28 protein-coding genes are annotated in these 22,021 nt (G+C 34.5%); 18 read left to right on the plus strand and 10 right to left on the minus strand.

Annotated elements, in window-relative coordinates:
• Positions 1-81: 81 nt before the first annotated feature.
• From VBD025_RS13325 to VBD025_RS13335, 3 genes are all read left to right on the plus strand, one after another.
• Positions 82-660 carry an SCO family protein gene (locus tag VBD025_RS13325; protein WP_430786258.1) on the plus strand — a complete coding sequence of 193 codons (579 nt, stop codon included), beginning with the start codon at positions 82-84 and terminating at the stop codon, positions 658-660.
• Between the two features lie 122 nt (positions 661-782).
• Positions 783-1,268, plus strand: coding sequence for a YkyB family protein (locus tag VBD025_RS13330; protein WP_430786260.1), 486 nt, complete (start codon positions 783-785; stop codon positions 1,266-1,268).
• 85 nt (positions 1,269-1,353) lie between these two features.
• The gene (locus VBD025_RS13335; protein ID WP_430786262.1) at positions 1,354-1,575 is read left to right on the plus strand and encodes a hypothetical protein; all 222 of its coding nucleotides are present in this window, start codon (positions 1,354-1,356) and stop codon (positions 1,573-1,575) included.
• 48 nt (positions 1,576-1,623) lie between these two features.
• Here VBD025_RS13335 and VBD025_RS13340 read toward each other — a convergent pair whose 3' ends face one another.
• Entirely contained in the window at positions 1,624-1,953 is a 330-nt protein-coding gene (locus tag VBD025_RS13340) for a hypothetical protein (RefSeq protein ID WP_430786264.1), read from the minus strand.
• Positions 1,954-2,094: 141 nt separating this feature from the next.
• On the opposite strand from VBD025_RS13340, the gene VBD025_RS13345 reads away from it, so the two are divergent.
• On the plus strand, positions 2,095-2,970 hold the full coding sequence (locus VBD025_RS13345) for a DMT family transporter (RefSeq protein WP_430786266.1): 876 nt from the start codon (positions 2,095-2,097) through the stop codon (positions 2,968-2,970).
• A gap of 141 nt (positions 2,971-3,111) precedes the next feature.
• On the opposite strand, the gene VBD025_RS13350 is transcribed toward VBD025_RS13345, so the two are convergent.
• Together VBD025_RS13350 and VBD025_RS13355 are read right to left on the minus strand one after the other, a co-directional pair.
• The gene (locus tag VBD025_RS13350; protein WP_430786268.1) at positions 3,112-3,270 is read right to left on the minus strand and encodes an FbpB family small basic protein; all 159 of its coding nucleotides are present in this window, start codon (positions 3,268-3,270) and stop codon (positions 3,112-3,114) included.
• 267 nt (positions 3,271-3,537) lie between these two features.
• On the minus strand, positions 3,538-3,702 hold the full coding sequence (locus VBD025_RS13355; protein ID WP_430786270.1) for a Spo0E family sporulation regulatory protein-aspartic acid phosphatase: 165 nt from the start codon (positions 3,700-3,702) through the stop codon (positions 3,538-3,540).
• 177 nt (positions 3,703-3,879) lie between these two features.
• On the opposite strand from VBD025_RS13355, the gene VBD025_RS13360 reads away from it, so the two are divergent.
• The 4 genes from VBD025_RS13360 to VBD025_RS13375 all read left to right on the plus strand — a co-directional run bounded on the left by VBD025_RS13360 (position 3,880) and on the right by VBD025_RS13375 (position 7,509).
• Positions 3,880-4,227, plus strand: coding sequence for a PilZ domain-containing protein (locus VBD025_RS13360; protein WP_430786272.1), 348 nt, complete (start codon positions 3,880-3,882; stop codon positions 4,225-4,227).
• Between the two features lie 35 nt (positions 4,228-4,262).
• Positions 4,263-4,796, plus strand: a complete 534-nt coding sequence (gene lepB, locus VBD025_RS13365; protein WP_430786274.1) for a signal peptidase I — start codon at positions 4,263-4,265, stop codon at positions 4,794-4,796.
• A gap of 393 nt (positions 4,797-5,189) precedes the next feature.
• Positions 5,190-6,362, plus strand: coding sequence for a zinc-ribbon domain-containing protein (locus tag VBD025_RS13370; protein WP_430791414.1), 1,173 nt, complete (start codon positions 5,190-5,192; stop codon positions 6,360-6,362).
• 16 nt (positions 6,363-6,378) lie between these two features.
• Positions 6,379-7,509, plus strand: a complete 1,131-nt coding sequence (locus VBD025_RS13375; RefSeq protein WP_430786276.1) for a S1C family serine protease — start codon at positions 6,379-6,381, stop codon at positions 7,507-7,509.
• 46 nt (positions 7,510-7,555) lie between these two features.
• Here the strand turns inward: VBD025_RS13375 and VBD025_RS13380 are convergent, their stop codons facing one another.
• Positions 7,556-9,229: a diguanylate cyclase domain-containing protein gene (locus tag VBD025_RS13380; protein WP_430786278.1), complete on the minus strand. Its 1,674-nt coding sequence runs from the start codon at positions 9,227-9,229 to the stop codon at positions 7,556-7,558.
• Positions 9,230-9,361: 132 nt separating this feature from the next.
• On the opposite strand from VBD025_RS13380, the gene VBD025_RS13385 reads away from it, so the two are divergent.
• The gene (locus VBD025_RS13385) at positions 9,362-9,496 is read left to right on the plus strand and encodes a YjcZ family sporulation protein (protein WP_430786280.1); all 135 of its coding nucleotides are present in this window, start codon (positions 9,362-9,364) and stop codon (positions 9,494-9,496) included.
• Positions 9,497-9,651: 155 nt separating this feature from the next.
• On the opposite strand, the gene VBD025_RS13390 is transcribed toward VBD025_RS13385, so the two are convergent.
• From VBD025_RS13390 to VBD025_RS13410, 5 genes are all read right to left on the minus strand, one after another.
• Positions 9,652-11,607: an EAL domain-containing protein gene (locus VBD025_RS13390; RefSeq protein ID WP_430786282.1), complete on the minus strand. Its 1,956-nt coding sequence runs from the start codon at positions 11,605-11,607 to the stop codon at positions 9,652-9,654.
• A gap of 29 nt (positions 11,608-11,636) precedes the next feature.
• The gene (locus VBD025_RS13395; RefSeq protein ID WP_430786284.1) at positions 11,637-12,998 is read right to left on the minus strand and encodes a TrkH family potassium uptake protein; all 1,362 of its coding nucleotides are present in this window, start codon (positions 12,996-12,998) and stop codon (positions 11,637-11,639) included.
• A 187-nt stretch (positions 12,999-13,185) separates the two neighbouring features.
• Positions 13,186-13,605, minus strand: a complete 420-nt coding sequence (locus tag VBD025_RS13400) for a YwpF family protein (protein ID WP_430786286.1) — start codon at positions 13,603-13,605, stop codon at positions 13,186-13,188.
• A gap of 31 nt (positions 13,606-13,636) precedes the next feature.
• Complete coding sequence (moaA, locus tag VBD025_RS13405; RefSeq protein ID WP_430786288.1) at positions 13,637-14,659, minus strand: GTP 3',8-cyclase MoaA; 1,023 nt, start codon at positions 14,657-14,659, stop codon at positions 13,637-13,639.
• 15 nt (positions 14,660-14,674) lie between these two features.
• A complete protein-coding gene (locus tag VBD025_RS13410; protein WP_430786290.1) occupies positions 14,675-15,937 on the minus strand; it encodes a molybdopterin molybdotransferase MoeA in 1,263 nt (420 codons plus the stop codon).
• 277 nt (positions 15,938-16,214) lie between these two features.
• On the opposite strand from VBD025_RS13410, the gene VBD025_RS13415 reads away from it, so the two are divergent.
• Positions 16,215-16,394 (plus strand): hypothetical protein, encoded by a 180-nt coding sequence (locus tag VBD025_RS13415; RefSeq protein ID WP_430786292.1) that lies wholly within the window; start codon positions 16,215-16,217, stop codon positions 16,392-16,394.
• A gap of 109 nt (positions 16,395-16,503) precedes the next feature.
• Complete coding sequence (locus VBD025_RS13420; protein ID WP_430786294.1) at positions 16,504-17,223, plus strand: hypothetical protein; 720 nt, start codon at positions 16,504-16,506, stop codon at positions 17,221-17,223.
• A gap of 38 nt (positions 17,224-17,261) precedes the next feature.
• Here the strand turns inward: VBD025_RS13420 and VBD025_RS13425 are convergent, their stop codons facing one another.
• Entirely contained in the window at positions 17,262-17,603 is a 342-nt protein-coding gene (locus VBD025_RS13425) for a hypothetical protein (RefSeq protein ID WP_430786296.1), read from the minus strand.
• A 295-nt stretch (positions 17,604-17,898) separates the two neighbouring features.
• On the opposite strand from VBD025_RS13425, the gene VBD025_RS13430 reads away from it, so the two are divergent.
• The 7 genes from VBD025_RS13430 (at position 17,899) to VBD025_RS13460 (ending at position 21,992) form a co-directional block, all read left to right on the plus strand.
• On the plus strand, positions 17,899-18,105 hold the full coding sequence (locus VBD025_RS13430) for a DUF1657 domain-containing protein (protein WP_430786298.1): 207 nt from the start codon (positions 17,899-17,901) through the stop codon (positions 18,103-18,105).
• Positions 18,106-18,178: 73 nt separating this feature from the next.
• Positions 18,179-18,631 carry a hypothetical protein gene (locus VBD025_RS13435; protein WP_430786300.1) on the plus strand — a complete coding sequence of 151 codons (453 nt, stop codon included), beginning with the start codon at positions 18,179-18,181 and terminating at the stop codon, positions 18,629-18,631.
• Positions 18,632-18,648: 17 nt separating this feature from the next.
• The gene (gene spoVAC / locus VBD025_RS13440) at positions 18,649-19,128 is read left to right on the plus strand and encodes a stage V sporulation protein AC (RefSeq protein WP_430786301.1); all 480 of its coding nucleotides are present in this window, start codon (positions 18,649-18,651) and stop codon (positions 19,126-19,128) included.
• The gene (gene spoVAD / locus VBD025_RS13445; protein ID WP_430786303.1) at positions 19,129-20,145 is read left to right on the plus strand and encodes a stage V sporulation protein AD; all 1,017 of its coding nucleotides are present in this window, start codon (positions 19,129-19,131) and stop codon (positions 20,143-20,145) included.
• The gene (gene spoVAE / locus VBD025_RS13450; protein ID WP_430786305.1) at positions 20,142-20,492 is read left to right on the plus strand and encodes a stage V sporulation protein AE; all 351 of its coding nucleotides are present in this window, start codon (positions 20,142-20,144) and stop codon (positions 20,490-20,492) included. Before spoVAD ends, spoVAE begins: the two co-directional genes overlap by 4 nt.
• Positions 20,493-20,507: 15 nt before the next feature.
• Positions 20,508-20,705, plus strand: a complete 198-nt coding sequence (locus VBD025_RS13455) for a DUF1657 domain-containing protein (protein ID WP_430786307.1) — start codon at positions 20,508-20,510, stop codon at positions 20,703-20,705.
• 429 nt (positions 20,706-21,134) lie between these two features.
• Entirely contained in the window at positions 21,135-21,992 is an 858-nt protein-coding gene (locus tag VBD025_RS13460) for a DUF421 domain-containing protein (protein ID WP_430791416.1), read from the plus strand.
• Positions 21,993-22,021 lie beyond the last annotated feature (29 nt).

Consider the following 22,021-nt stretch of genomic DNA (forward strand, 5'->3'; position numbering starts at 1 on the left):
TATGTAACACTTTATCCATAGTTTTTTGTTTAAAATAGTGCTACGCTAAAAACGATTTTGTTATTATGGAGGACGGACATCATGTACAAAAAGATTCAATTAATGCTCCCACTATTAATGGTGGTTATCATGCTTGCTGCCTGCGGTGATAAGTATGAAGGGGATTTCTCTTATAAAGTAAATGACTTTTCTTTTACAAATCAGGATGGAAAGAGAATAAGCAATAGTGATTTAGAAGGGAACTTCTGGGTTGCTGACTTCATTTTCACAAATTGTGAAACAGTCTGTCCCCCTATGACCGCTAATATGGCTAGGCTACAGGAAAATCTAAAAGAAGCTGGACTTGAGGACGTAAAATTAGTTTCGTTTAGCGTTGATCCTGATAATGACACAAAAGCGGACCTTAAAGAATTTGGTAAAGCTCATGGCGCATCCTTTGAAAATTGGCACTTTTTGACTGGGTATGAATTCAAAACCATTAAAGAACTTTCCATTAAATCATTCCACCTGCCTATTGAAAAGGTAGCAGATTCTGATCAGTTCATGCATGGTACAAGCTTTATGCTTATTTCTCCAGAAGGAAATGCTATTAATAGGTACACTGGTACACAGGCGGAGAATATGGAGAAAATCGTGAAGGATATAAAAGAGATGTCCTAATACATTTAGAAGTTGGAAATAAAGTCCCAGCTTCTTTTCTTTACCTTCACTTATTGTAAAAGGACAAGCTTTACGATAATATAGAATGAACAAACGCTATTTACGGAAAGGAGGAAATAAAGATGAACGATATAAAAGCTGCAACCGTAGCTGAACTAGCAAGAGCATTGTATACTATAAATCGACATGCTAAAACTGCACCTGAACCGAAACATCTCTATTTCATAAAAAAAGAAGCCATCAAAAAGCTGCTATCCGAAAAAAAAGCAGATAAAATAGGTCTTCACTTTTCTGACCATCCTAAATTCAGTAATCAGCACTCTACCTTACTAGTTAAAGTTGATAACTATTATTTCCATATACCTCCAGAAAAAAATGACTTCAATCAGCTTGAACACCTTGGAACATTAGATCAATCATATCGTAACCCTCAAACCAAAATGTCCTTAACTCAAGCAAAGAAGGTAATTTATCGTTACATAAATTATACGCCAAAACCAGAAAAAAAATCAAAAAACAGGAAATATACTTCTTCCTACTACACCCCTTCATCTCTTGGGAAAATGGAATGGCCACCTACAAAACCTTATCGAAAGTTTGAAACATAATTTAAAAACCGCAAATATCTAATTGCGGTTTTTTATGTTTTACTCCTTCATTGAAAAGGTAAAGTAATGTAAGGGAGGCATAATTATGATAGAATTACAGGATTTCGTATACGAACTTCAACGGTATGCAGATCAAACGCACGTTCTAAAAGATAAATTTGAAAAACTGCCTGAAAAGCAAAAAAAGATGGTGTTGGACCACGCTCCAAACAACCAGCCTAACCCGGAAGAACATTACAAATTGGTTTTTAATTGGTTAGAAAAGGTACAAGAAGAAGCCGGAGTTGCAGAAAAAGAAGAACGCTAATAATCATTATTTAGAAGAAACCCATCATCTATAAAATGACGGGTTTCTTTATGCGCTTTTTGTGAATATCAATTGGTATACATAATGAAGAAGTCTAAGCATAACTAAAACACCACCAAATAACGCTATACATAATGATGTGACTTTTATCAGATATACATAATCAATTTGGAAATAGACATACCCTATAAAAATAGTACAGTGAAGTATTATTAAACTGCACAATACATAGCGCAACACTCTTTCCTGTTTTAAATTGATTATCCACTTTATTAACGGTTTGACTGATAGGTAACAAATTAATATTCCAAGTCCAATTAAACTTAATAATCCGTATGGCACTTCAGTTACAGAAGTTAATGAAACTATAAAATTCATCCCGCAACACCCACCCACTTTATATTAATAATGTTAGTATCACCAGCAAAAGTAAGTAATAAACTTACAAGCATTGTACGCATCATAATCTGATATACTTCATTTAGCTGAAAACGAGATTTATTAAGGTGGTATATAACCATGAATAGAGCTTTTTTTTATATTTTGCTTGGGGCAGTACTTTGGGGAACAATCGGTTGGTACGTTAAGAACTTATATTACTTCGGATTTACTCCTATGGAAGTGGTAACGTTGCGTGTTGTAACAACAGCATTCCTATTAGTTGCCTATGTATTACTTACATCTCCTAAAAGTCTAAAACTAAGATCCTTTTCCGATGTGAAGTACTTCATCGGAACAGGAATTTTCAGCATTATTTTTTTTAACTATTGCTTATTTACAGCAATAGAATTGTCAACTATACCCTTTGCGACTGCATTATTATATACAGCCCCTGCTTTTGTTACTATTTTTTCCATTTTTTTATTCAATGAAAAACCCACTAGAAGAAAACTAATTTCACTCGTAATTACTTTCATTGGTATTTGTCTAATTGTTAAATTAATTCCATTTAGTAAGTCTGCAATTAGTTTGGGAAGCATTCTATTCGGATTAGGATCTGGACTTGGGTATGCATGCTACAGTATATTTAGCAAATATGCATTAAACAAATATTCCAGCCTGAGTATTACTACTTTTACTTTTATTGTAGCTAGTATTGTCTTATTGCCTTTTTTTCCGTACGAAGAAAAATTTTATTTGGTAACTGATCCACCTGTACTGTTTTATGTAATTGGACTTGGTCTACTGCCAACTGCACTTGCATACATAGTTTATACAACTGGTCTAAACCAAACTGAGGCATCGAAAGCTTCTATATTAACAACCATTGAACCAGTGGTGGCCACACTTATTGGAATCCTTGTTTTTCAAGAGGTTTTTACCAAGTTACAGATTCTCGGATTGTTTAGCATCATTTGTGCAGTAATTTCTATTAAGAACTCAGACAATTCTTAGAAAAACTTGGCTAGTCGCCAAAATCCTTAGTTACACTTATGCAGTAAGAAAGAAATTATACTTTCTTACGTGCCCAAACAAAAATGGAGTGATAAGAATTCTTATCACTCCATTTCTCACCTATACTTTTTTGGTATAGCATTAATCATACAGGGAAAATCTTCTTGGCTTTTTTTCTTCTTTCTTCGTCTGTTTATTTTCTAAACGAGTTTCAATTTGTGACATTTTCTTCTCATCCGTTAACAGTTCTTCTCTATATTGGTCTACTAATTCTTCAAAGTTTCGAGTTTTTGGACGCATACGATCCACTCCTTATAGTTTATATATTATAGTATACCCTAATCTCGTAAAATAAATCAAAATTATTTGAACATTTTGTGAAGAATTAATCTTTTTTATATTTCGTTTAGATTTATCAACTTAGAATAAAAAGGGTAAGTTCATAAAAGTAAGTGAAAATTGGTTGAGGGTAAAAGAGGATGGCAGGGATTATCCCACTTAGAAAGACTACGGGATATATCCCAAACTTAAAGTTTGTTATACTATACGAAAGGATAATCATTTACTTCAGTTTTTCATTCGCTGAACATGATCATATAGATTCAATAGTTTATCTAATTCCTGGCTAATGACTATAGATTCTTTGCTGGTGAACCCTTTTTCGAAGGCAACCTTAGTCATTTCTTTTCGCAAAAATTCAATTCGATCCAACACGTTGTTTATTTTATCCATCTAATTAATGGCTACCTCCTCTTTCTTTATAGCTGATATAACCTTAGCATGTGGGTTTATATTTGCCAAGTTATGTAGTTCGCTAATGTAAAGTTTTTGTAACGATTAGAGCAAATGACTATAATCTTATGCCTTAAAATGATACCTTTATAATATCGGATAAGGTGGGTGTTTAGTATGTACTTTAAAAGAAATGAACCATTCCGCTTCACCTTTACTGAACCTTTAGTAGGTAAGCTGTATTATTCAAGCAATGGAACAGTAACATTAGTAAAAGTTTCCATACTAGACGTTAGTAAAAATGGTGCGAAAGTTTACAGTATTGATAAAATCAAGCTTGAAAGTGGTACACAAATAAAGCTTTCCTTTGAAATCGATGCTACTTCTTTTGATGCTGTCGGTACAGTTAACTGGACTAAGCCATCAAAAACGTCTTATGAAATGGGATTACATTTGGATACTGACGATACATATCAAACTGCTATGGTAAGTGCTCTAAAAAAAATCAAGAGATTAAATTCATAATTGGAGTCATCCCATGGAGTTCAAGTAAGGAAAGGATGTCAAACTTGGCGAAAGATAAAGAAAAAAATGAATGGCTGGAGTGGGGAAAAGCAATTTTTATTGCCATTTTGTTAGCATTTTTACTGCGAACCTTTGTATTTGCCACTTCAATTGTTGAAGGCGAAAGCATGGTACCCACTCTAGAAAATGGGGAACGAGTTATTTTCAATAAATTAGTTTATTTCTTAGATGAACCTGAACGTGGTGATGTAGTGATCATTCAACGGCCACTTAAGAACTATGTGAAACGTGTTATCGGATTACCCGGTGAAACTGTCAAGTTTAGAGAACACCAGCTTTATATTAATGGTGAAAAATATGGAGAATCGTTTATAAGTAACGAAGCACTTAACAACACAGGTAACTTCGGTCCGATTGAAGTGCCGGATGATAAATATTTTGTTATGGGTGATAACCGTGCTATTAGTAAGGATAGTCGTAATGGATTAGGATTTATAAGTGAGGATGATATCATTGGTAAATCGGAGCTAGTGGTGTATCCATTTGATGAATGGGAAAAAATAAATTAAGTAAACAGGGTCAGACGGGAAATATGGTCTGGCCCTCTATTATTTACTTTTCATTATCGAATACACAATATCCTATATTTAATGCGAGTAGTCCGAAACAAATTACGATTAATGCAGTTTCCATTTGAGTTGTGCACCTCCTTTTAAATAAATTATTTATGACGTTAGATCACATTATATTATGTACTAAATCAGACAACTAATGCCTTTATACTATCATACCAATTTCTAAACCCTAAATAAAGCAAAATATGTTAAAATGAAGAAGAAAAGCGAAGTCGACTGTTATGTAGCAGTTAATCATACTAATAAACTGGACAGGACTATTTTTCTTTCGTACTTTCAGCTTACTAACCTATTAAAGTACCCATACCTACACATAAGATGAAAGAGGTGACAGTTTTGTTTCACTGTCCTTATTGCGGCACAAAAGTAAATGATAATGAATCCTATTGTATAAAGTGCGGAAAACATCTGCCTGAAGATATGTATAATCGGTTAGCTGTCTCTAAACAAACTAAAAAAGTCTGGTTTCTTCCTTTAATTATTGTTTTATTACTTGGAGTATCCGTAAGTGGCTTCTATTTATTTTTAGAAAATCAGGCAGCTCAAGCAAAAGAACTATATTCGAACGGGGAAATGACGGCACAAAAGGGAGATTACGAAAAAGCAAGAGAGCTTTTTAATGAAGCACTGGAACAGAAAGGAAATTTCCCACAAGCATCTACTGCAGTTCATTTTATGGATATCGCGATTAGCGTACAATCCAAACTAGATCATGCTGCCAAAAAACTTGCTAAACAGGAATATAAAGAGGCACTCAGTGAACTTGCTGACACCGAAACGGAACTTAAAAATTACGATGGTTCAGTAGTTAAAAAACTAGTAAATGAGATTGTTTTAACACGGAGTACAATTAAAATTGATCAATTAAAAAGTCAGCTTGCTAAAGAGCCTACAACAGATGAGTTAAAAGGTTATTTATGGGAGGCTGAATCAATCAAAAACAGTGAAGCGGAAAAAATAACGGAAACTATTCGAAATCAAATAATTGATTATACCTACTCTAAGGCAAGCGAGGCATTAAATAGGCGCCACTTCTCAGATGCTCAAGCATTAGTGAGTGAAGGACAAATCTATGCACCGGAATCAGATAAACTCAAAAGTCTGCAAACCGCGATAGATAATGAGAAAGTTGCTTTTGAAACTGCACAGCAGCGACGAATTGAATCTGCTCTTAACACCGCCGCACAGGAACGAAAACAAAATAAAAATGACGCGGTCAAGCTAGTAAACGTGAAATTATTAAACAATGAACAGGATAAATTAATTGTAAAAGGTAAAGTGAAAAGTATTGCTACAATCCCAATTAATACAATACTTGTCGAATACAATTTACTGACCAAAAAAGGCAAAGAGTTTAAATCGAATCAAGTTTATGTATACCCTGATACACTTTATCCGAATGAAACGGGTGAATTTGAATTTACCCACTTTGATATAATTAATAAAGCAGAAGAATTAGATGTAAAAGTTACAAAGATCAAGTGGTATACAGAGAAGTAAATGAGGTGACATTTTTTTGAAAAAAATTCGTATTCTCCCCAACACTATAACAATTATCATCATTATTATTGGTGGAATTAGTATTTTTGCAGTATATAATCAATGGGCCGCAGATGAATTAACCATCCAAAGTTCAGGAATTAATAAAATCAGCAGTTCACCTCAAACCTTGAATCTCAAATCAATTATACACAAGGCAGAAAAAAGCGTAATTCAAATTGAAGGTCAAAATGAGGATTCAACTATAACTGGATCAGGTTTCCTATATAACAAAAAAGGAGATATCATTACAAATGCTCACGTAGTAAAAGATGCAGATGTTATTTATGTGCGAACTTCAAATGCTCGCGTTTACCCAGCAGCCATTATTGGAATCAGTGAAGAAACAGATGTGGCAGTTGTTCGTGTACCCCAACTGGCAAATCAATCCCCTATTCCAATTGAAAAAGGATTAAATGCTGATATAGGGAACGAGGTAATCGCACTTGGGAGTCCTCACGGATTTCAAAATACTGTTACCCTTGGCATCATCTCCGGTACTGAAAGAAATTTTTCTGTAGATGGATATGATTATGAAAATGTCTATCAAATTTCGGCTCAAATTACACATGGCAACAGTGGCGGTCCGCTTATTGATAGAGAAACGGGTAAAGTTATCGGAATAAATTCCGTCGGAACAAAAGATGGAACAATTGGATTCAGTATCCCGCTCGTAAGCGTACTCAAAAAAATTGAAAAGTGGTCAAATGAAACACAAACAAATAATCTTGAGTTTTCAACTTCGACTGAGATCTTGGACAATAAAGATGATGAAACATACAAAGATGATGCAGAATACCTTATTAAATATTTTCTTGATAGTATATTAATACGTGATTATATTAGTGCCTATACGATTCTTGGTAGTGAGATGCAGGGTGACATATCTTATTCTGATTTTCGAGAACAATATATACATATTATTAATCTCGAATATAATACCTTTACTTCTTCGATAGGCAAGAAAAATTTAATTGAAACAACTGTACAAGTCGATTTTTCAATTAAACAACCTAATGAAGAAAAGGTGACTAAAAAGACAACTGACTACAAATTTACAGTCGGCTATGAGAATGACCAGTTAAAAATCCTTAAAATCACTAAATAAACTATCTAAATCAACCGAGTCATTAAAAAAATGGCTCGGTTGTTTATTATGAATAACGAAAATACATGTTTTTTCCATTCTTTTTAGCCTGATATAATGCTTTATCCGCCTTAACCATGATTCCATCTATATCCCTGTCATCTGAAGGATACATACTTATTCCAATACTTAAGGTGTTCGTAAATGTATATTCGTCTATTTGAACTGGCATCTTCATTTCCTCAACTATACGTTTCGCATAATCGAACGCTTCCTCTTCCCCACTTATATTCTTTAATAATATGGCGAATTCATCTCCACCAATTCTGGCGATGAAATGATCTTTAGATAAAATCGATTTTAATCGTTGCCCAATTTTAATCAAAAACTTATCACCTACATTATGGCCGTATACATCATTTATTTTCTTAAAGCCATCCCCATCCACATAAAAAACAGCCATAAATTTTGCTTTATTTGTATCAATTAACCTTTTTTCCCTAGTAAGATTATTTATAAATTCTCTCTTATTTGGTAAACCAGTTAGGTAATCCGTCCGAGCAATTTGCTGTAATTTTTCTTCCGCATTCACTCGGTTTGTAATATCTCTTGATGAAGTAACAATTTGATATATGCTTCCATCCGCATTTGCTACTGGTTTAATATGAGACTCTACCCACATTAAGTCGCCTGATTTTTTCATTAGCCTGAATTCTGTTAACAGTGGTTTTTTTGCTTTAATGGTCTGAAATATATTTTTCTCTAAACTCTTTTTATCATTTTCATGGATGAAATCGAGTACTGGCTTCCCTATTATATTGGATGGATGATATCCAATTGTATGCAGGTGTGAAGGTGATGCATATTTAACAACTCCGAATTCATCTATTATATTAACCATATCCAGTGTATGCTCAGCGATCAATTGATACCGTTCTTGAGTTACTGTAAGTTGACGTTTCGTTTCAACCTCCTCCGTAATATTATGAATGATTGCTGCAAATGCAACAAATTCTTCCTGCTCATTTGGAATAGGTGTAAAACTTATTGTTGTATGTAAGACTTTATTTACTTTGTCATATAAATCAAGGGATAAATTATGTATTTTTTCACCTTTTTTCAGAAGATGAAAGTAATTACTTTTATTCTTTAAGTGTGGTTGAAACTCCGAAAAATTAATGTTCATAAGTTCAGCCTTTGTATATTTGAATAATGTGATAAATGATTCGTTGGTCAATAAGAATTTTCCAGAAAAATCTATTAAAGCCACACCATTATCTGTCGTGTCCATGTAAGTGGAGAATAATCTGTTCAAGTATTTCACATCATCTGATTTGTCTGATAGCTGGTTTAAATTTACGGTAACTCCAAGAATATATGTAATTTTATTACAGGAATTGTAAATAGGAATTAATTGTGTACGTGCTTCATACTGCCCATTAGGCAATATTACATTGTCCTTATATATGACTTTACTTTTTGTTTCCATTACGCTAGTATAGCGCTCCCTGATAAAACGTGCATGACCAATTGAATTACTTTCTATTATATTTCTCCCGATATCACGTTTTGTTAACCTTGCTAGCTTCATTGCTGGTTTGTTTATAAAATCATAAACAAAATAATATTTATTTTCTTTTATTACAACCTTCATTAAGAATATACAATCTGTAACAACTGCTGCTATTTGCTTAATCCATTCGTTTTGGTTCTCTTGAAGAAAATTTACTTGCTCATCCATTTAAATTTCTCCTGTCTTTTAGTACTGAAGGGCGATTTCCTCAATTTTAATTAAGAAACTAATGAAAACGTCCATACACTTCTTTGGAAATGACATATAGTATAACTGTAAACGTCTAGGAGGTGAAGTAGTATGTCATATGGATACGGCGGATGTGGTGGTTATGGAAACCAAGTCTATGGAGCTAATAATAAGGGCAATTCATTCGCGTTAATTGTAGTTCTATTTATACTTCTAATCATTGTAGGTACAGCTTTCTACTGCTAATTGCTGGTGCCGGCATTACCCACAAGTACTATTAGCAAAAAAATCTTGGCTTCTCGTCGTGAGTAATCGGCGAAAGCCTAAGATCTTTTTCATAGATGGTTGATTCACCTTAAATAGAGCAAAAACCAATTAGTTGAATTGGTTTTTGTTTTCATTTATTGCACCTGAAAGAAACTGGTTAATTGTTCAGGAGGTAAAGGCTTACTGTAATAATATCCCTGAACTTCATCGCACTTCTCATTCTCTAGAAAGGAAAGTTGTTCAAGTGTCTCTACACCTTCTGCAATCACTTTCATATTGAGTGAATGTGACATATGAATTATTGACTTAACAATCGCCTGATTTTGATGCTGATCCTCATCCATAAACATTTTATCGATTTTTAACTTTGTAACTGGAAATATACTTAAGTATTTAAATGATGAATAACCTGTTCCGAAATCGTCAATTGATACTAAAACTCCAATGTCTCGCAAACTGTTCATCGTACTTATAATGGAATCCTCGTTGCTCATTGCCATACTTTCAGTTATCTCAAGCTCTAAGTAACATGGTTCTAAACCAGTTTGAACAAGTGCTTTTTCTATACTTTCAAGCAAACCTTTCTGATGGAACTGTCTAGCGGACAAGTTAACACTAACAATTACAGGTTCATATCCTTTATTTTGCCACGCTTTATTCTGCTTACATGCTTCATTTAATACCCACTCCCCAATATCAATTATTAATCCTGTTTTCTCTGCAAGGGGGATAAAATCTGCAGGTGGTATATAACCATTTACTGGATGGTTCCATCTGAGTAATGCCTCTACTCCAACAATTTTGCCAGTTTCAAGATTTTTTTGCGGTTGATAGTGAATTTCAAAGTGATTATAAGTTAAGGCTTTTCTAAGTTCATGTTCCATAATTAACATATTTTTAAAATTTTCTGATATAGATGACTCAAATAATTTATAATTATTTCGATGCTGCTCTTTAATTACATACATAGCTGAATCAGCGTGCTTAATTAATTCATTCGCAGTTACACCATTTTCCGGAAAAACACTGATACCAATACTAATAGAAATATAAATTTCATACCCATCCATAGCAATCGGTTTTTCAAACTCAGCAATTAACTTCTTAGCAAGAAGTGTGGCTTCTTCCTTATTGGTCATGTTTTTCTGTAAAATTAAAAACTCATCGCCACCCATTCTGGCAATAAAGTTATCTGTTTGTAAAAAAGATTTTAACTTTTCTCCGCATGCATTTAGCAATTTATCACCAAAAGCATATCCAAGCGTATCATTAATTTCTTTGAAATAATCCAAATCAATAAAATATACTGCGAGCAATTCATTAGCTTCTTTTGCATTAGTAATAGCATCTCGCAATACTTTTACAAAGAAGTTTCTATTTGGTAAATCGGTTAATTCATCATAAAAAGCCATAAACTCAATTCTGCGTTCATTTTCTATTCGCTCGGTTATATCTTTAATAATTGCTAAACGGATAATTTCACCATAGTTACTATAAGGCTGATCTATCATTTCCAAGTGAAATTTACTGTCGTCCTGCTTTATTCCTGTATAAATATTCGATTCAGCAGGATATTGATAAATCGTGTGCTTTAATCCGCTTCCTTTATATTGGTGTATCAGTTCAGTCAGCTTCATTTTGACAATTTCGTCCATTCTGTAGCCAAACATGGTAGCAAAAGTTTCATCACAGTCTATAATCTTATCATTATTATACATAACCATCCCCTCAGCCTTTACGTGAGTAAGTTGATTGATGTATGCTTTTACCTCTTCCGTTTTATCCTGGAGAGATAGATCACTAATAATTAGACAATAAACTGATTTATTTATGCGAAGCGATTTAACTTCCACTAATTTCTCTTTATCTTTTTTCAATTCCATTAGCAAATGTTTTTCTGAATCGTCAATCAACAAATCAAATTCTATATACAGATTGATTGACAATTGATTACTATCAATATTAAGCAATGAAAAGGCAGCATCGTTCCCTTTCACGATTGCACCCTGATCATTGATAAATAGTATTGCATCTTTTAAATGAATGAAAACGTCATCATGTATTGGAAACTCTAATTTTTTGTTAGACATATCCTTTTCCTCCAAAGACTCCCGTGACATTACCCGATAATCATTCTCTCTTTTGGATAATGATATTTTCCGTTAGCTTTATTATTTTTAAACATGAACAAGAACGTGATGATTCCGACTCGTCCAATGAACATCAACATCATTAATACGAACTTACTTACTGTTGAAAGTTCGCTGGTAATACCTAGAGAAAGACCTACCGTTCCAAACGCTGAAGTTACCTCGAATAATATCTCTGAAAGCTCATATGGCTCCATGATGGAAATAACAAGTATAGAATTAAATACCAGTGCAATTGCCATTAGTGATACCGTTACAGCTTTCAGCAAATCTTCCTGGTATACTTCCCGCTTGAAAATTCTAATACTAGCACCACCTCGTGCATATGTGAAAATAAAGATTAGCGCCAGTGCGAAAGTCGTAGTACGTATTCCACCACCAGCACTGCTTGGCGATGCACCAATAAACATCAAAAACGACATGAATAAATGATTTTGCTCTGTCAATTGCGAAACGTCCATTGTTGCTAGTCCGCCACTTCTTGTCGTTACAGACTGAAACATAGAATAAAACAACACTTCATGCCAAGATTTATCCGCAAAATAATTATTCGCGTCAAACACCGCGATAAACAATGTGCCGACAACTATTAATGCCAAAAACGTAAGCGAGGTTACCTTTGTAAATAAAGAAAAGCGCAAACCTTTACGAGTTTCTTCGTTGGCAAACATGTAATCTTTTACTTCTATAAGGACCGGGAAACCGATGGCTCCAAAAATAATTAGCAGCATGGTAATAAATTGAACAAAATAATCATCTTTAAACATGATTAATGAGCTACCGGTAATATCAAATCCGCCATTTGTTGTGGCACTTATTGAACTGAAAAAACCATTCAGGTAGGCTTCACCAACTGTTGGAAAGTACTGCATATAATACGTTCCTAAAATGATAAAACCGATAATTTCAATTGTCAAAATGACTAACATGATTTGTTTGATTAACCGAACCATTCCTGAAAATGATGTCTGATTTTGATCGGTCATAATTAACCTGCGTTCTTTCAGCCCGATTTTTTTACCTAAAATAATCCAGATAAAAGTTCCCATTGCCATAATGCCAACTGCTCCAAATTGCAGAATAAATGCCAGTAAAAAATAACCAAGTGTATTAAACGTTTCCGGAATACTAATAGGAGTTAAACCTGTAACGCTAATTGCACTAACGGCAATAAACAATATGTCTATTATAGATGGATCCACGCCTTCTTCATGCGCGAGTGGTATGGACAAGATAGCGGTTGCTATTAGGACAGCTATACAATAAAAAAATAAAATTAATTGTACAGGAGATAATTTATTAATAAATATATAATTGAAATTAGAAAACATATTGGTACTCCTTAATACTTACATCGGTTATTTTTAATCAAATATAAACACATTATAGCAGTCAAATAGAAGATTTGCTCGAATATTTCACAATTATCTTCAAGGTAATACGAATTAACTGTATTAATGACAAGTTTGTCATTACAAATAAAGTAATGGAAACAAAAAAAGGATAGTAATAAATATACTAACCTTCTTCGATTAACTCTTTAAACTTTTTATATAGCGATTCACCCTGGTATCCTTCTTCAATTAACTTTTTCAACTTATCTTTTACGATCCCTTTTTGATGGTCAACAATCGTGCCCAAAAAGATGACATTTATTCTGTCACCAATTTCATTAATCGATAGTATGGTTGTGATAAAAGTCGCTGGGTTATTTGTTTCCTTAGTTATTTTCACCTGAAGCACAACGGTGTCATCTTTTTCTTTAAGATTATGAAACAGTTCAAAATTGTCTCTGTTCATAAAAGCTTCTACTATCCAGCGATTTTGTTCATCTTCCCTATTAATAATCAATCCATCAAAAAGTGGAATTTCATGTAGAACAATGTCATCATCTTTATTTTCTACAATTTCTAATGAACTTAACTTAAACGTTTTCATTCATACACCTCCGAAGCATACAATAAATTGGTTAACCGCCAATGTAGCTCATTTCTATTTTTTTTCGATCTTTATTTTTCAAATTTGCACGCTCGTCTGAATATCGGTCGCTTCGTTTGGTCCATATCGCGTTTAAACAGTTTCCTAGTTCTTTATCATTTTTCCCCATACGCAGGTCCTGACGTATGTCATATCCTTCTGAAGCAAATAAACAGGTATAGAGTTTCCCTTCTGCAGAGAGCCGAATTCGTGTACACGTACTGCAAAAAGAATCCGTGACAGATGAAATAACTCCAATTTCGCCTTCTCCATCTTTATACCGATACCTCGAAGCTACTTCACCATAGTAATTGGCATCTACAGGAACTAAAGGTATTTCCTCTTTTATTATATCAATAATTTGTTTTTTTGAAATAACATTTTTAAAGTCCCATCCATTATGGTTACCAACATCCATAAATTCAATAAACCGTAAAATGATATTCTTTCCTTTACAATATCTTGCCATAGGAAGTATCTGATCTTCATTCATTCCTTTTTTTACTACCATATTAATTTTTACTTGTAAGCCTGCTTTTTGAGCTGCTTGAATTCCTTTCAGCACTGGGAGTGTTACGACTCCTCTTCCGTTTGTTTGTTTAAAAACATCATCTTCTATTGCATCCAGACTAATATTCACACGTTCCAGTCCAGCATCTTTAAGTTTTTGTGCTTTTTTCGGCAAAAACACACCATTCGTAGTTAAGGCAATATCATTGATACCTGGAATTTTGCTTAACGCATAAATTAATTGATCCAGATCTTTACGTAATAACGGTTCCCCACCGGTGAGTCGAATTTTTTCGACACCTAGTCGTGCAAACTGTGTTGCGATACGAGTGATTTCATCAAAGCTTAGTAATTCACTTTCAGAAAGAAATACATAATCCTCTCCAAATATCTCCTTAGGCATACAATACGTACATCTGAAATTACATTTATCAATTACTGATATCCGAAGATCTTTGAGTTGTCTGCCTAATTGATCAGTTATTGGTGTTATGTTCTCATTCATCCTTTTTCAGCTCCTTTAAAACGATTCTTGTCCCTGCTCTTCATTCAGCCATAGAACATCGACTTCGGACCCTTTTGTAAACTCTCTGGTACCGCCTGGTAGTATGATAAAACAATTGGTAAAAGCGAGTGATGTCACAACATTTGATTTATCTATTCCAGCTAATCGAACCATTACTCGGCCATTTTCAATAAAGGCTTTCCCCCTAATAAAGCGTGTGAATGGATTAGGCTTTGGAAAATCTTCGTCCAGGAATGCCTCTGTTCTACATAAGAACGGTTTATCATTCAGTAAAAAAGACTGCAGGATAGGGCGAACAAACATCTCAAACCCTACATAACATGCGGACGGATTTCCAGACAAACCGTATAAAAGTTTTCCACCAAAAACTGCCACTGTCGTAACACTTCCTGGCCGCATAGCAACCTTATTAAATAAAACTCGAGCATTTAACTTATGATAAATAGCTGGCATCAGATCAAAATCACCGACTGAAACGCCACCAGTTGTAATTAAGACATCCACTTCATCTAACTTGGATTGAATCGATTTGAAACTTGAATCAAGTTCATCTACAAGTTTTCCGAAATAACGTGCCTCACCACCAGCTCGTTTGATTTGCGACATGATCATATCTGCATTGGAATTGCGGATCTTACCAGGTTCAAGTTCATCTTCTACATTAAGCAGCTCTGTACCTGTAGCAAAAATTCCAACGACAGGCTTTTTAGCTACACTTACATTCTTGTATCCAAACGTTGCTAATAGCGCTTTAACACCAGGATTAACTGGAGTTCCTTTTTCTACCAGTTTTATGCCCTGTTTTATTTCTGAACCTGTTCTGATTACATTTTGGTTTGGTTTCATTGACTTTACTAACCTAATGAATGATTTGCCATTTCGTTTAAATTCCTTACAGACCTCGAACATCGCAACACAGTTTGCACCATCAGGAATTTGTGCTCCTGTCATAATACGGGTTGCCTGAAACTGTTTTATTGTTGTATTCGGCACTTGACCAGCCCCGATAGTTTCAACTACTTCAAACTCTACCGGCTTCTCAGTAGAAGCTGATTTTGTATCCGTTGAATGAAACGCAAACCCATCGTAGGGTGATTTATCGAAAGGTGGTATTGGATGAGTGGTTATAATAGGTTCACCCAATCTCCTTCCATCACTTTCTTCGATTGGAATTTTTTCCAGTTCACCTGTAATTTTATATTTCATAACATTATTAATTGCTTCATTTATCGGTAAAGGCTTTCGTATTTCAACCATGTACACAAAATCCCTTCCACGTATACTTTTGTATACTAAGTTTAACAAACTTTTGCAGTAATTAATATTTTCTCAGTAAAATATTGTAAGGTTTCACATTTTTCAAACAGGGGTATTGATTACCAACTAAGAGGTACACTAATTTAACAGCAATTGTAACATCGCTAGATAGAAATCGGATTGAAGCAAAGTTGACTTGCAGCAAAAACTAACGCAACCTAAATAACTAATTATGTATTACTTATAATTTCCCTATATTCGTAAGAGGTGATAATAAATGACATGGGTATATATTGTAATTGCAATCGCGGTAATTATACTAATTCTTCTTTATTCCAAAAAAGGTAAGGGTCCAAATCAAGATGCATCACTAACCATGGAGGAAAAAGAAAAATTAGATGAGGATTATTTATCACATGGCGGCCACGATCAAAATGACGACAATAAAAATATTTAACAGAAAACATCGTTTCTAAACGATGTTTTTTTGTGTAGAAACCCTTTATTTGCCCTTGAAATTATGTATAATTAATTATAATCACATTATTGAGAATTAGGAGATTACTATGAAAAAATACCTTTTTTTGATTGGGATTACTATTGCTTTTGTACTTTTTGCCTGTCAAAAAGAAGAACAAGTTATTGTGAAAAAAGAGGCATCTGCAACTGCCACTGAAGACGAACCTGAACTAGTCGAGCAATCAGACGATGATGAAGTGGATGAATTGATTGAGTTTATTCTGCCTGATGAAAAAGTTATGATTAATTTAGAAATGGTGCCAATATTGAATGCTTATCTACACGCTTCACAAGATCGCGCTAAAGCTGTTGAATCAATGGTCCTTACACCTATCCAATACAATGAGAGTTATTTATATTTACTTAAATTTTCATGTGCTGATAAATCTTGTTCTTATTTACTTTTAAATAAGAAGGAAGGAAATCAGGCTTATCTTGTAGCCGATATAGCACAAAATAATGGTATTAAACTTTCGCAGGACCACTCAAAAATATTGCTTCAGTTTAGTCGTAATGTTTCAAATAAAATGGGAACTAGTACTATTGTTGTGGTCGACATCCAAAAATGGGAGCTTCTTTCGTTAACTAATAGTACAAATGATTTAGAAGTTCTGAATTACCAGTGGCCAATACTGGATGTGAATTGGATCGATAATGAAAGTATTAGAGTCATTATACCTGAAGTTAGGGAAGCATCTAGCAAACAGCATTCTGATGAGAATGAAACCCCTCAAAAAACGCAGGAAATCATACTGTCCACCGATTAATGCAAAAGCAGCACCTCCATAATTGAGTGCTGCTTTTGTTATTCAAATATTAAATTCTCTGTATGCTCTATACTTCTACTTTCACCATCTACTTGAAACTCTGCTAAACAGTATAAAGTATATTCTCCTTCTTGTGGTTTGCTTATAAGCTTTGCTTTCTGTGGATAATAACTATCCCCTGATTCCATAACTTTTTTTACGCGACTCCCCGTGAAATCGTGATTTTTATTACGTAAAGAAATAGAAATTAATGGAGTCTGGTGTTCAATTTCTACAGTTTCATCTCCTGTGTACTGCAGTGAACGATATACCTTAATTTCCTCATCTATTTCTTCCACTCTAATATGTACGATAAAATCCTTCTCTTCGGCTGATCCCACTTGACTGGAAACTAGTGAATCTCTACCTAATCCGCTCCAGGTAATATATAGAGTAGCTATTATTACAATGGGCAATATAAATATCAAAAGCAATAATTTCTTAATAATTAGCTCCCCATCCCTTCTACTACTGTTACCTATAAGACGTTGTTAATAACCAAAAAGTTTCATGCTTTATTAAAATAATTCAGTTTTTTCTCTTATATTAAGATTAACATAAAAAGGAAGTAAAAAACTAGCATAATAACGACAAAAAATACAATTCTAATAAGTGATGGTGAAAGGAGGATTTCAAATGACGGTTTCCAGCCAAGTAAAACAAACCCTTGCAGGATTAAAAAGTGCTCAGGCAAGTTTAGAACAATTTGCTTTACAGACTCAAAACAAGCGAACAAAAGAACTATATGAGGGTGCTGCACAACAAACTGATTCTATTATAAAAAGCATAGAACCACGCTTGCAGGAGATTGAACTAGAGGAACCACAATATAGAAATGAATAACTATATGTTAAGGGTTGATCAATAAGTTCCGTTCCCCCTACTACATAAATCTAATTAAGTAGGTGATGATAAAATGAAATTTAAAATATTTATTGGTCTATTGATAATAAGTATCTTAGTTGGATGTAACACCAATACAGAGACTTTAAATGAGACTGATTCAAAAGCTCCGGTACAATTAAGTTCATCTTCGTTGCCAAATCAAAAAGCATCAAACCTAGCTAAAAAAACACTGCAAAAACATACAGAAACAACTAATATTTACGCCGTGAATACAGACAAAACTTTACTAATTGCTCTTGAGGTGCATCACCATGATCGACTAAAGCTAGCCGATTTCAGAAGTAGTGTTACAAAAAAAATTAATAAGCAATTTCCGGATTTAAAAACTGAAGTCTCTACAGATAAAAAATTAGTATGGGAAATAAAAAAGCTGGAGCAAAAAATAATGAACAACAAAATTAAAGAAAAACAGTTAAAAAAAGAAATGAAACATTTGATTAAACTTATGCACAAAAAAACATAAATGAAAGAGTGAAACATATGGCTGATAAAAAAAAGAAGAGCATACCTCCTAAAGCTCAAGAATACCAAGCATTTCAACAGAAAAGAGAAGCAAAAAGGCCACTATTGAAAAATTGTATTAAAGCCTTTTTGGTAGGTGGATTTATCTGTTTTATCGGTCAGCTGATTTCAATTTTCTACATTTATTTCTTTGATTTCACTGAACAGACAGCAGGAAATCCGACAGTTTCAACATTAATTTTTATTACGATGCTTTTGACTGGTTTTGGTGTATATGATCGGATCGGGCAATTTGCTGGTGCAGGCTCAGCAGTACCCGTTACAGGATTTGGTAATGCCGTGATTTCTGCTTGTATTGAGCATCGTACAGAAGGATTCGTATTAGGTGTTGGGGCAAATATGTTTAAATTGGCGGGTTCAGTTATATTGTTTGGAGTGTTTTCGGCATTTATTGTGGCATTAATTAAAACACTGCTTACTCAGTGGGGGGTTCTATAAATGATAGTTGGTCATCGAACATGGGTTTATGAAAATAAACCGGTAATCATATCTACAGGAACAGTCGGCGGACCATTTGAAGCTAACGGAAATATACCTGATGATTTCGACTTACTTCACGACGATATGTGGCTTAAGCAGGCTTCTTTTGAGAAGGCTCAACAGACCATGCTGGAAGAAGCATGTCAATTTGCCATTAAAAATAGCTCTATTGAAAAAGAACAGGTCCAATTTTTTATTAGTGGCGACCTAATTAATCAGATTACCCCGACTAGCTTTACAGCAAAAACATTAGGAACTCCTTACTTTGGTTTATTTAGTGCATGTGCAACATCGATGGAAAGTTTAGCTTTATCTGCTTTTATTATCAATGCCCAAGGCGCAGACTATATTTTAAGTGGAAGCGCGAGTCACAACGCTGCTACAGAAAAACAGTTTCGCTACCCAACGGAATATGGAGGTCAAAAACCCCCCACTGCCCAATGGACAGTTACTGGTGCTGGATGTGCACTAATTGCCAAACAAGGAGTAGGACCAGAAATAACATCAGCGACAATAGGAAAAATTGTGGATATGGAAATGACTGATCCATTTAATATGGGCGGTGCAATGGCACCAGCTGCAGTCGACACGCTAATTACTCACCTTAAGGAAAGAAATATTGAACCTTCTTACTACGATTTAATTATTACTGGTGATTTAGGACAGATTGGCAGACAGGTATCACTTGATCTTTTGAAAGAACAGGGTATTCAAATAAAAGATGAACAGTATGTGGACTGCGGTTTGACTATTTACCGCGAGGATCAGCCTGTGCTAGCCGGAGCAAGTGGTGCAGGTTGTTCTTCGGTAGTAACATACGGGCATTTTTTAAACAAAATGAAGCAAGGTCTGCTAAATCGAATATTAGTAATTGCTACTGGTGCGCTCCATTCTTCACTAAGTGTACAGCAAAAGGACCCTATCCCATGTATTGCACATGCTGTATCAATTGAAAATGGGAGTGATCGTCGATGATTTTTTTCTGGGCATTTGTTGTCGGTGGATTTATATGTGTTATTGGACAAATCATGTTCGACGTATTTAAACTGACACCTGGGCATACATTAAGTGCACTTGTGGTTGTTGGAGCCATCCTTGATGGTTTTGGATTATACGAGCCATTAATTGACTTTGCGGGAGCTGGTGCGACAGTTCCAATCACAAGCTTCGGTAATTCATTAGTTCACGGAGCAATGGAAGAAGCAAGTAAACATGGTTTAATAGGAGTTGTCACCGGAATGTTTAAAGTTACTAGTTCAGGTATTTCTGCTGCAATTATCTTTGGGATGATCGGAGCAATCCTATTTAAACCAAAAGGTTAGGTAGGAGGAAAAAATATGACAATTGGGTCGCAGGTAAAAGGTTGTTTTTCATCTTTAAAAAGCGCTGAAGCAAGTCTTGAAATCTTAGCAAATAAAACACAGGATTATGAAACCAAAAAGGTTTATGAGGATGCACAGCAATTGCTCACAGAAGTAAAAAAAGATTTACAAAAACAGATTGTTTATCTAACACAAGAGGAACCACAATATTAGAAACCCTGGCTTTTCGCTATGCCTTAGTTCTACTTATACAGGTGAGTGGAGGGTGGTGACTCCTGCGGGAACAGCACGAGTCTGAAGGCCCCGCAGAAGAGCATTTTTAAAAGGATGGCCAACTAAAATCGTCCTTTGCGGACAACGTTGGCATACCCCTTGTCGGGGCAAGGAGACTGAAGCTGTGCCCGCGGAAAGCATCCGCCCGCAACGATCCTGGACGGCAGCAAGGAAATAATAAACTTAAAATTAAAATTACGTCGCAGTTTCTATCTACTACGGCAATGTAATTGGTAGTAAGTTTTAGAAAAAATAGTTAAGTTTAAGTAACATATTTTAAATCTACAAGAACCACAGTTATCGTGTTTTTTTAATGTTCGAAAGTTGAGTAACCAAGAAATATTGCTAAGTCAGAAAGGAATTTTTATGATGCCGGAATGGGTTTCAATCATGGTTAGATCATTTATCCTACTAGTTGTACTTTTTCTAATCACAAAAGGACTAGGAAAAAAACAACTCTCACAAATGAACATATTTGAATACATCACAGGCATAGTAATAGGCAGCATAGTCGCTATGCACGCAGCTGATTCAGGAACAAATTTCTGGCACGCTTTTGCTGCATTAAGTATATGGTTCATCATACCAATCAGTGTTGAATTTCTGTCGCTTAAGAGTAAAAGATTTCGTGATTTTGTAGACGGAAAAAGCACCGTTTTTATACAGGATGGTAAGATTATGGAAGACAATCTTAAAAAAGAACATTTCACAATAGATGAATTGCTTGAAAAACTGCGTTCCAATAATATATTTAGAGCTGCTGATGTTGAGTTTGCCGTACTCGAACCATCTGGTGCAATAAGTGTAATGCAAAAAAAAGAAAATCAGCCCATTACTGCAAAAATTCTTGGTATGAAGCTCCCCAATGAAAAACAGCCTGAAACCATAGTTATGGACGGAGAAGTTCTTATAGAACCTTTGACAAACCTTTCATTGAATAAAAATTGGTTAGAAACAGAATTGGATAAAATGAATATAAGCATAGAAAATATATTTTTAGCCCAGGCAGATACGGACGGCCAAATTACTGTTGACTTATATGACGACAAAATCCCTGTCCCGTCCCCTTCAGAAAAACCGCTGCTTCTTGCTAACCTCAAAAAGTGTCAGGCAGATTTGGAACTTTTTGCATTAGCCACTGAAAACCCTGAGGTAAAACAAATGTATTCAAAAAACAGCCAAAAGATTCAAATGGCTGTAAATAACCTTTCCGCTCATATGAAATAATAGTGCTTACTATTTTTAAAAATAGTAAG

Source organism: Virgibacillus flavescens (assembly GCF_050574275.1).
GTDB lineage: Bacteria > Bacillota > Bacilli > Bacillales > Amphibacillaceae > Virgibacillus_F > Virgibacillus_F flavescens.

Bases quoted from the DNA above. Each gene is read 5' to 3' on its own strand.
- VBD025_RS13415 (WP_430786292.1), top strand. From the start codon at position 16,215: ATGACATGGGTATATATTGTAATTGCAATCGCGGTAATTATACTAATT.
- VBD025_RS13430 (WP_430786298.1), top strand. From the start codon at position 17,899: ATGACGGTTTCCAGCCAAGTAAAACAAACCCTTGCAGGATTAAAAAGT.
- VBD025_RS13325 (WP_430786258.1), top strand. From the start codon at position 82: ATGTACAAAAAGATTCAATTAATGCTCCCACTATTAATGGTGGTTATC.
- VBD025_RS13390 (WP_430786282.1), bottom strand. From the start codon at position 11,607: ATGTCTAACAAAAAATTAGAGTTTCCAATACATGATGACGTTTTCATT.
- moaA (WP_430786288.1), bottom strand. From the start codon at position 14,659: ATGAATGAGAACATAACACCAATAACTGATCAATTAGGCAGACAACTC.
- VBD025_RS13350 (WP_430786268.1), bottom strand. From the start codon at position 3,270: ATGCGTCCAAAAACTCGAAACTTTGAAGAATTAGTAGACCAATATAGA.
- VBD025_RS13420 (WP_430786294.1), top strand. From the start codon at position 16,504: ATGAAAAAATACCTTTTTTTGATTGGGATTACTATTGCTTTTGTACTT.
- VBD025_RS13330 (WP_430786260.1), top strand. From the start codon at position 783: ATGAACGATATAAAAGCTGCAACCGTAGCTGAACTAGCAAGAGCATTG.
- VBD025_RS13455 (WP_430786307.1), top strand. From the start codon at position 20,508: ATGACAATTGGGTCGCAGGTAAAAGGTTGTTTTTCATCTTTAAAAAGC.
- VBD025_RS13400 (WP_430786286.1), bottom strand. From the start codon at position 13,605: ATGAAAACGTTTAAGTTAAGTTCATTAGAAATTGTAGAAAATAAAGAT.
- VBD025_RS13335 (WP_430786262.1), top strand. From the start codon at position 1,354: ATGATAGAATTACAGGATTTCGTATACGAACTTCAACGGTATGCAGAT.
- lepB (WP_430786274.1), top strand. From the start codon at position 4,263: ATGTCAAACTTGGCGAAAGATAAAGAAAAAAATGAATGGCTGGAGTGG.
- VBD025_RS13435 (WP_430786300.1), top strand. From the start codon at position 18,179: ATGAAATTTAAAATATTTATTGGTCTATTGATAATAAGTATCTTAGTT.
- VBD025_RS13460 (WP_430791416.1), top strand. From the start codon at position 21,135: ATGCCGGAATGGGTTTCAATCATGGTTAGATCATTTATCCTACTAGTT.
- VBD025_RS13385 (WP_430786280.1), top strand. From the start codon at position 9,362: ATGTCATATGGATACGGCGGATGTGGTGGTTATGGAAACCAAGTCTAT.
- VBD025_RS13360 (WP_430786272.1), top strand. From the start codon at position 3,880: ATGTACTTTAAAAGAAATGAACCATTCCGCTTCACCTTTACTGAACCT.
- VBD025_RS13380 (WP_430786278.1), bottom strand. From the start codon at position 9,229: ATGGATGAGCAAGTAAATTTTCTTCAAGAGAACCAAAACGAATGGATT.
- VBD025_RS13395 (WP_430786284.1), bottom strand. From the start codon at position 12,998: ATGTTTTCTAATTTCAATTATATATTTATTAATAAATTATCTCCTGTA.
- spoVAE (WP_430786305.1), top strand. From the start codon at position 20,142: ATGATTTTTTTCTGGGCATTTGTTGTCGGTGGATTTATATGTGTTATT.
- VBD025_RS13345 (WP_430786266.1), top strand. From the start codon at position 2,095: ATGAATAGAGCTTTTTTTTATATTTTGCTTGGGGCAGTACTTTGGGGA.
- spoVAC (WP_430786301.1), top strand. From the start codon at position 18,649: ATGGCTGATAAAAAAAAGAAGAGCATACCTCCTAAAGCTCAAGAATAC.
- VBD025_RS13410 (WP_430786290.1), bottom strand. From the start codon at position 15,937: ATGGTTGAAATACGAAAGCCTTTACCGATAAATGAAGCAATTAATAAT.
- spoVAD (WP_430786303.1), top strand. From the start codon at position 19,129: ATGATAGTTGGTCATCGAACATGGGTTTATGAAAATAAACCGGTAATC.
- VBD025_RS13340 (WP_430786264.1), bottom strand. From the start codon at position 1,953: ATGAATTTTATAGTTTCATTAACTTCTGTAACTGAAGTGCCATACGGA.
- VBD025_RS13355 (WP_430786270.1), bottom strand. From the start codon at position 3,702: ATGGATAAAATAAACAACGTGTTGGATCGAATTGAATTTTTGCGAAAA.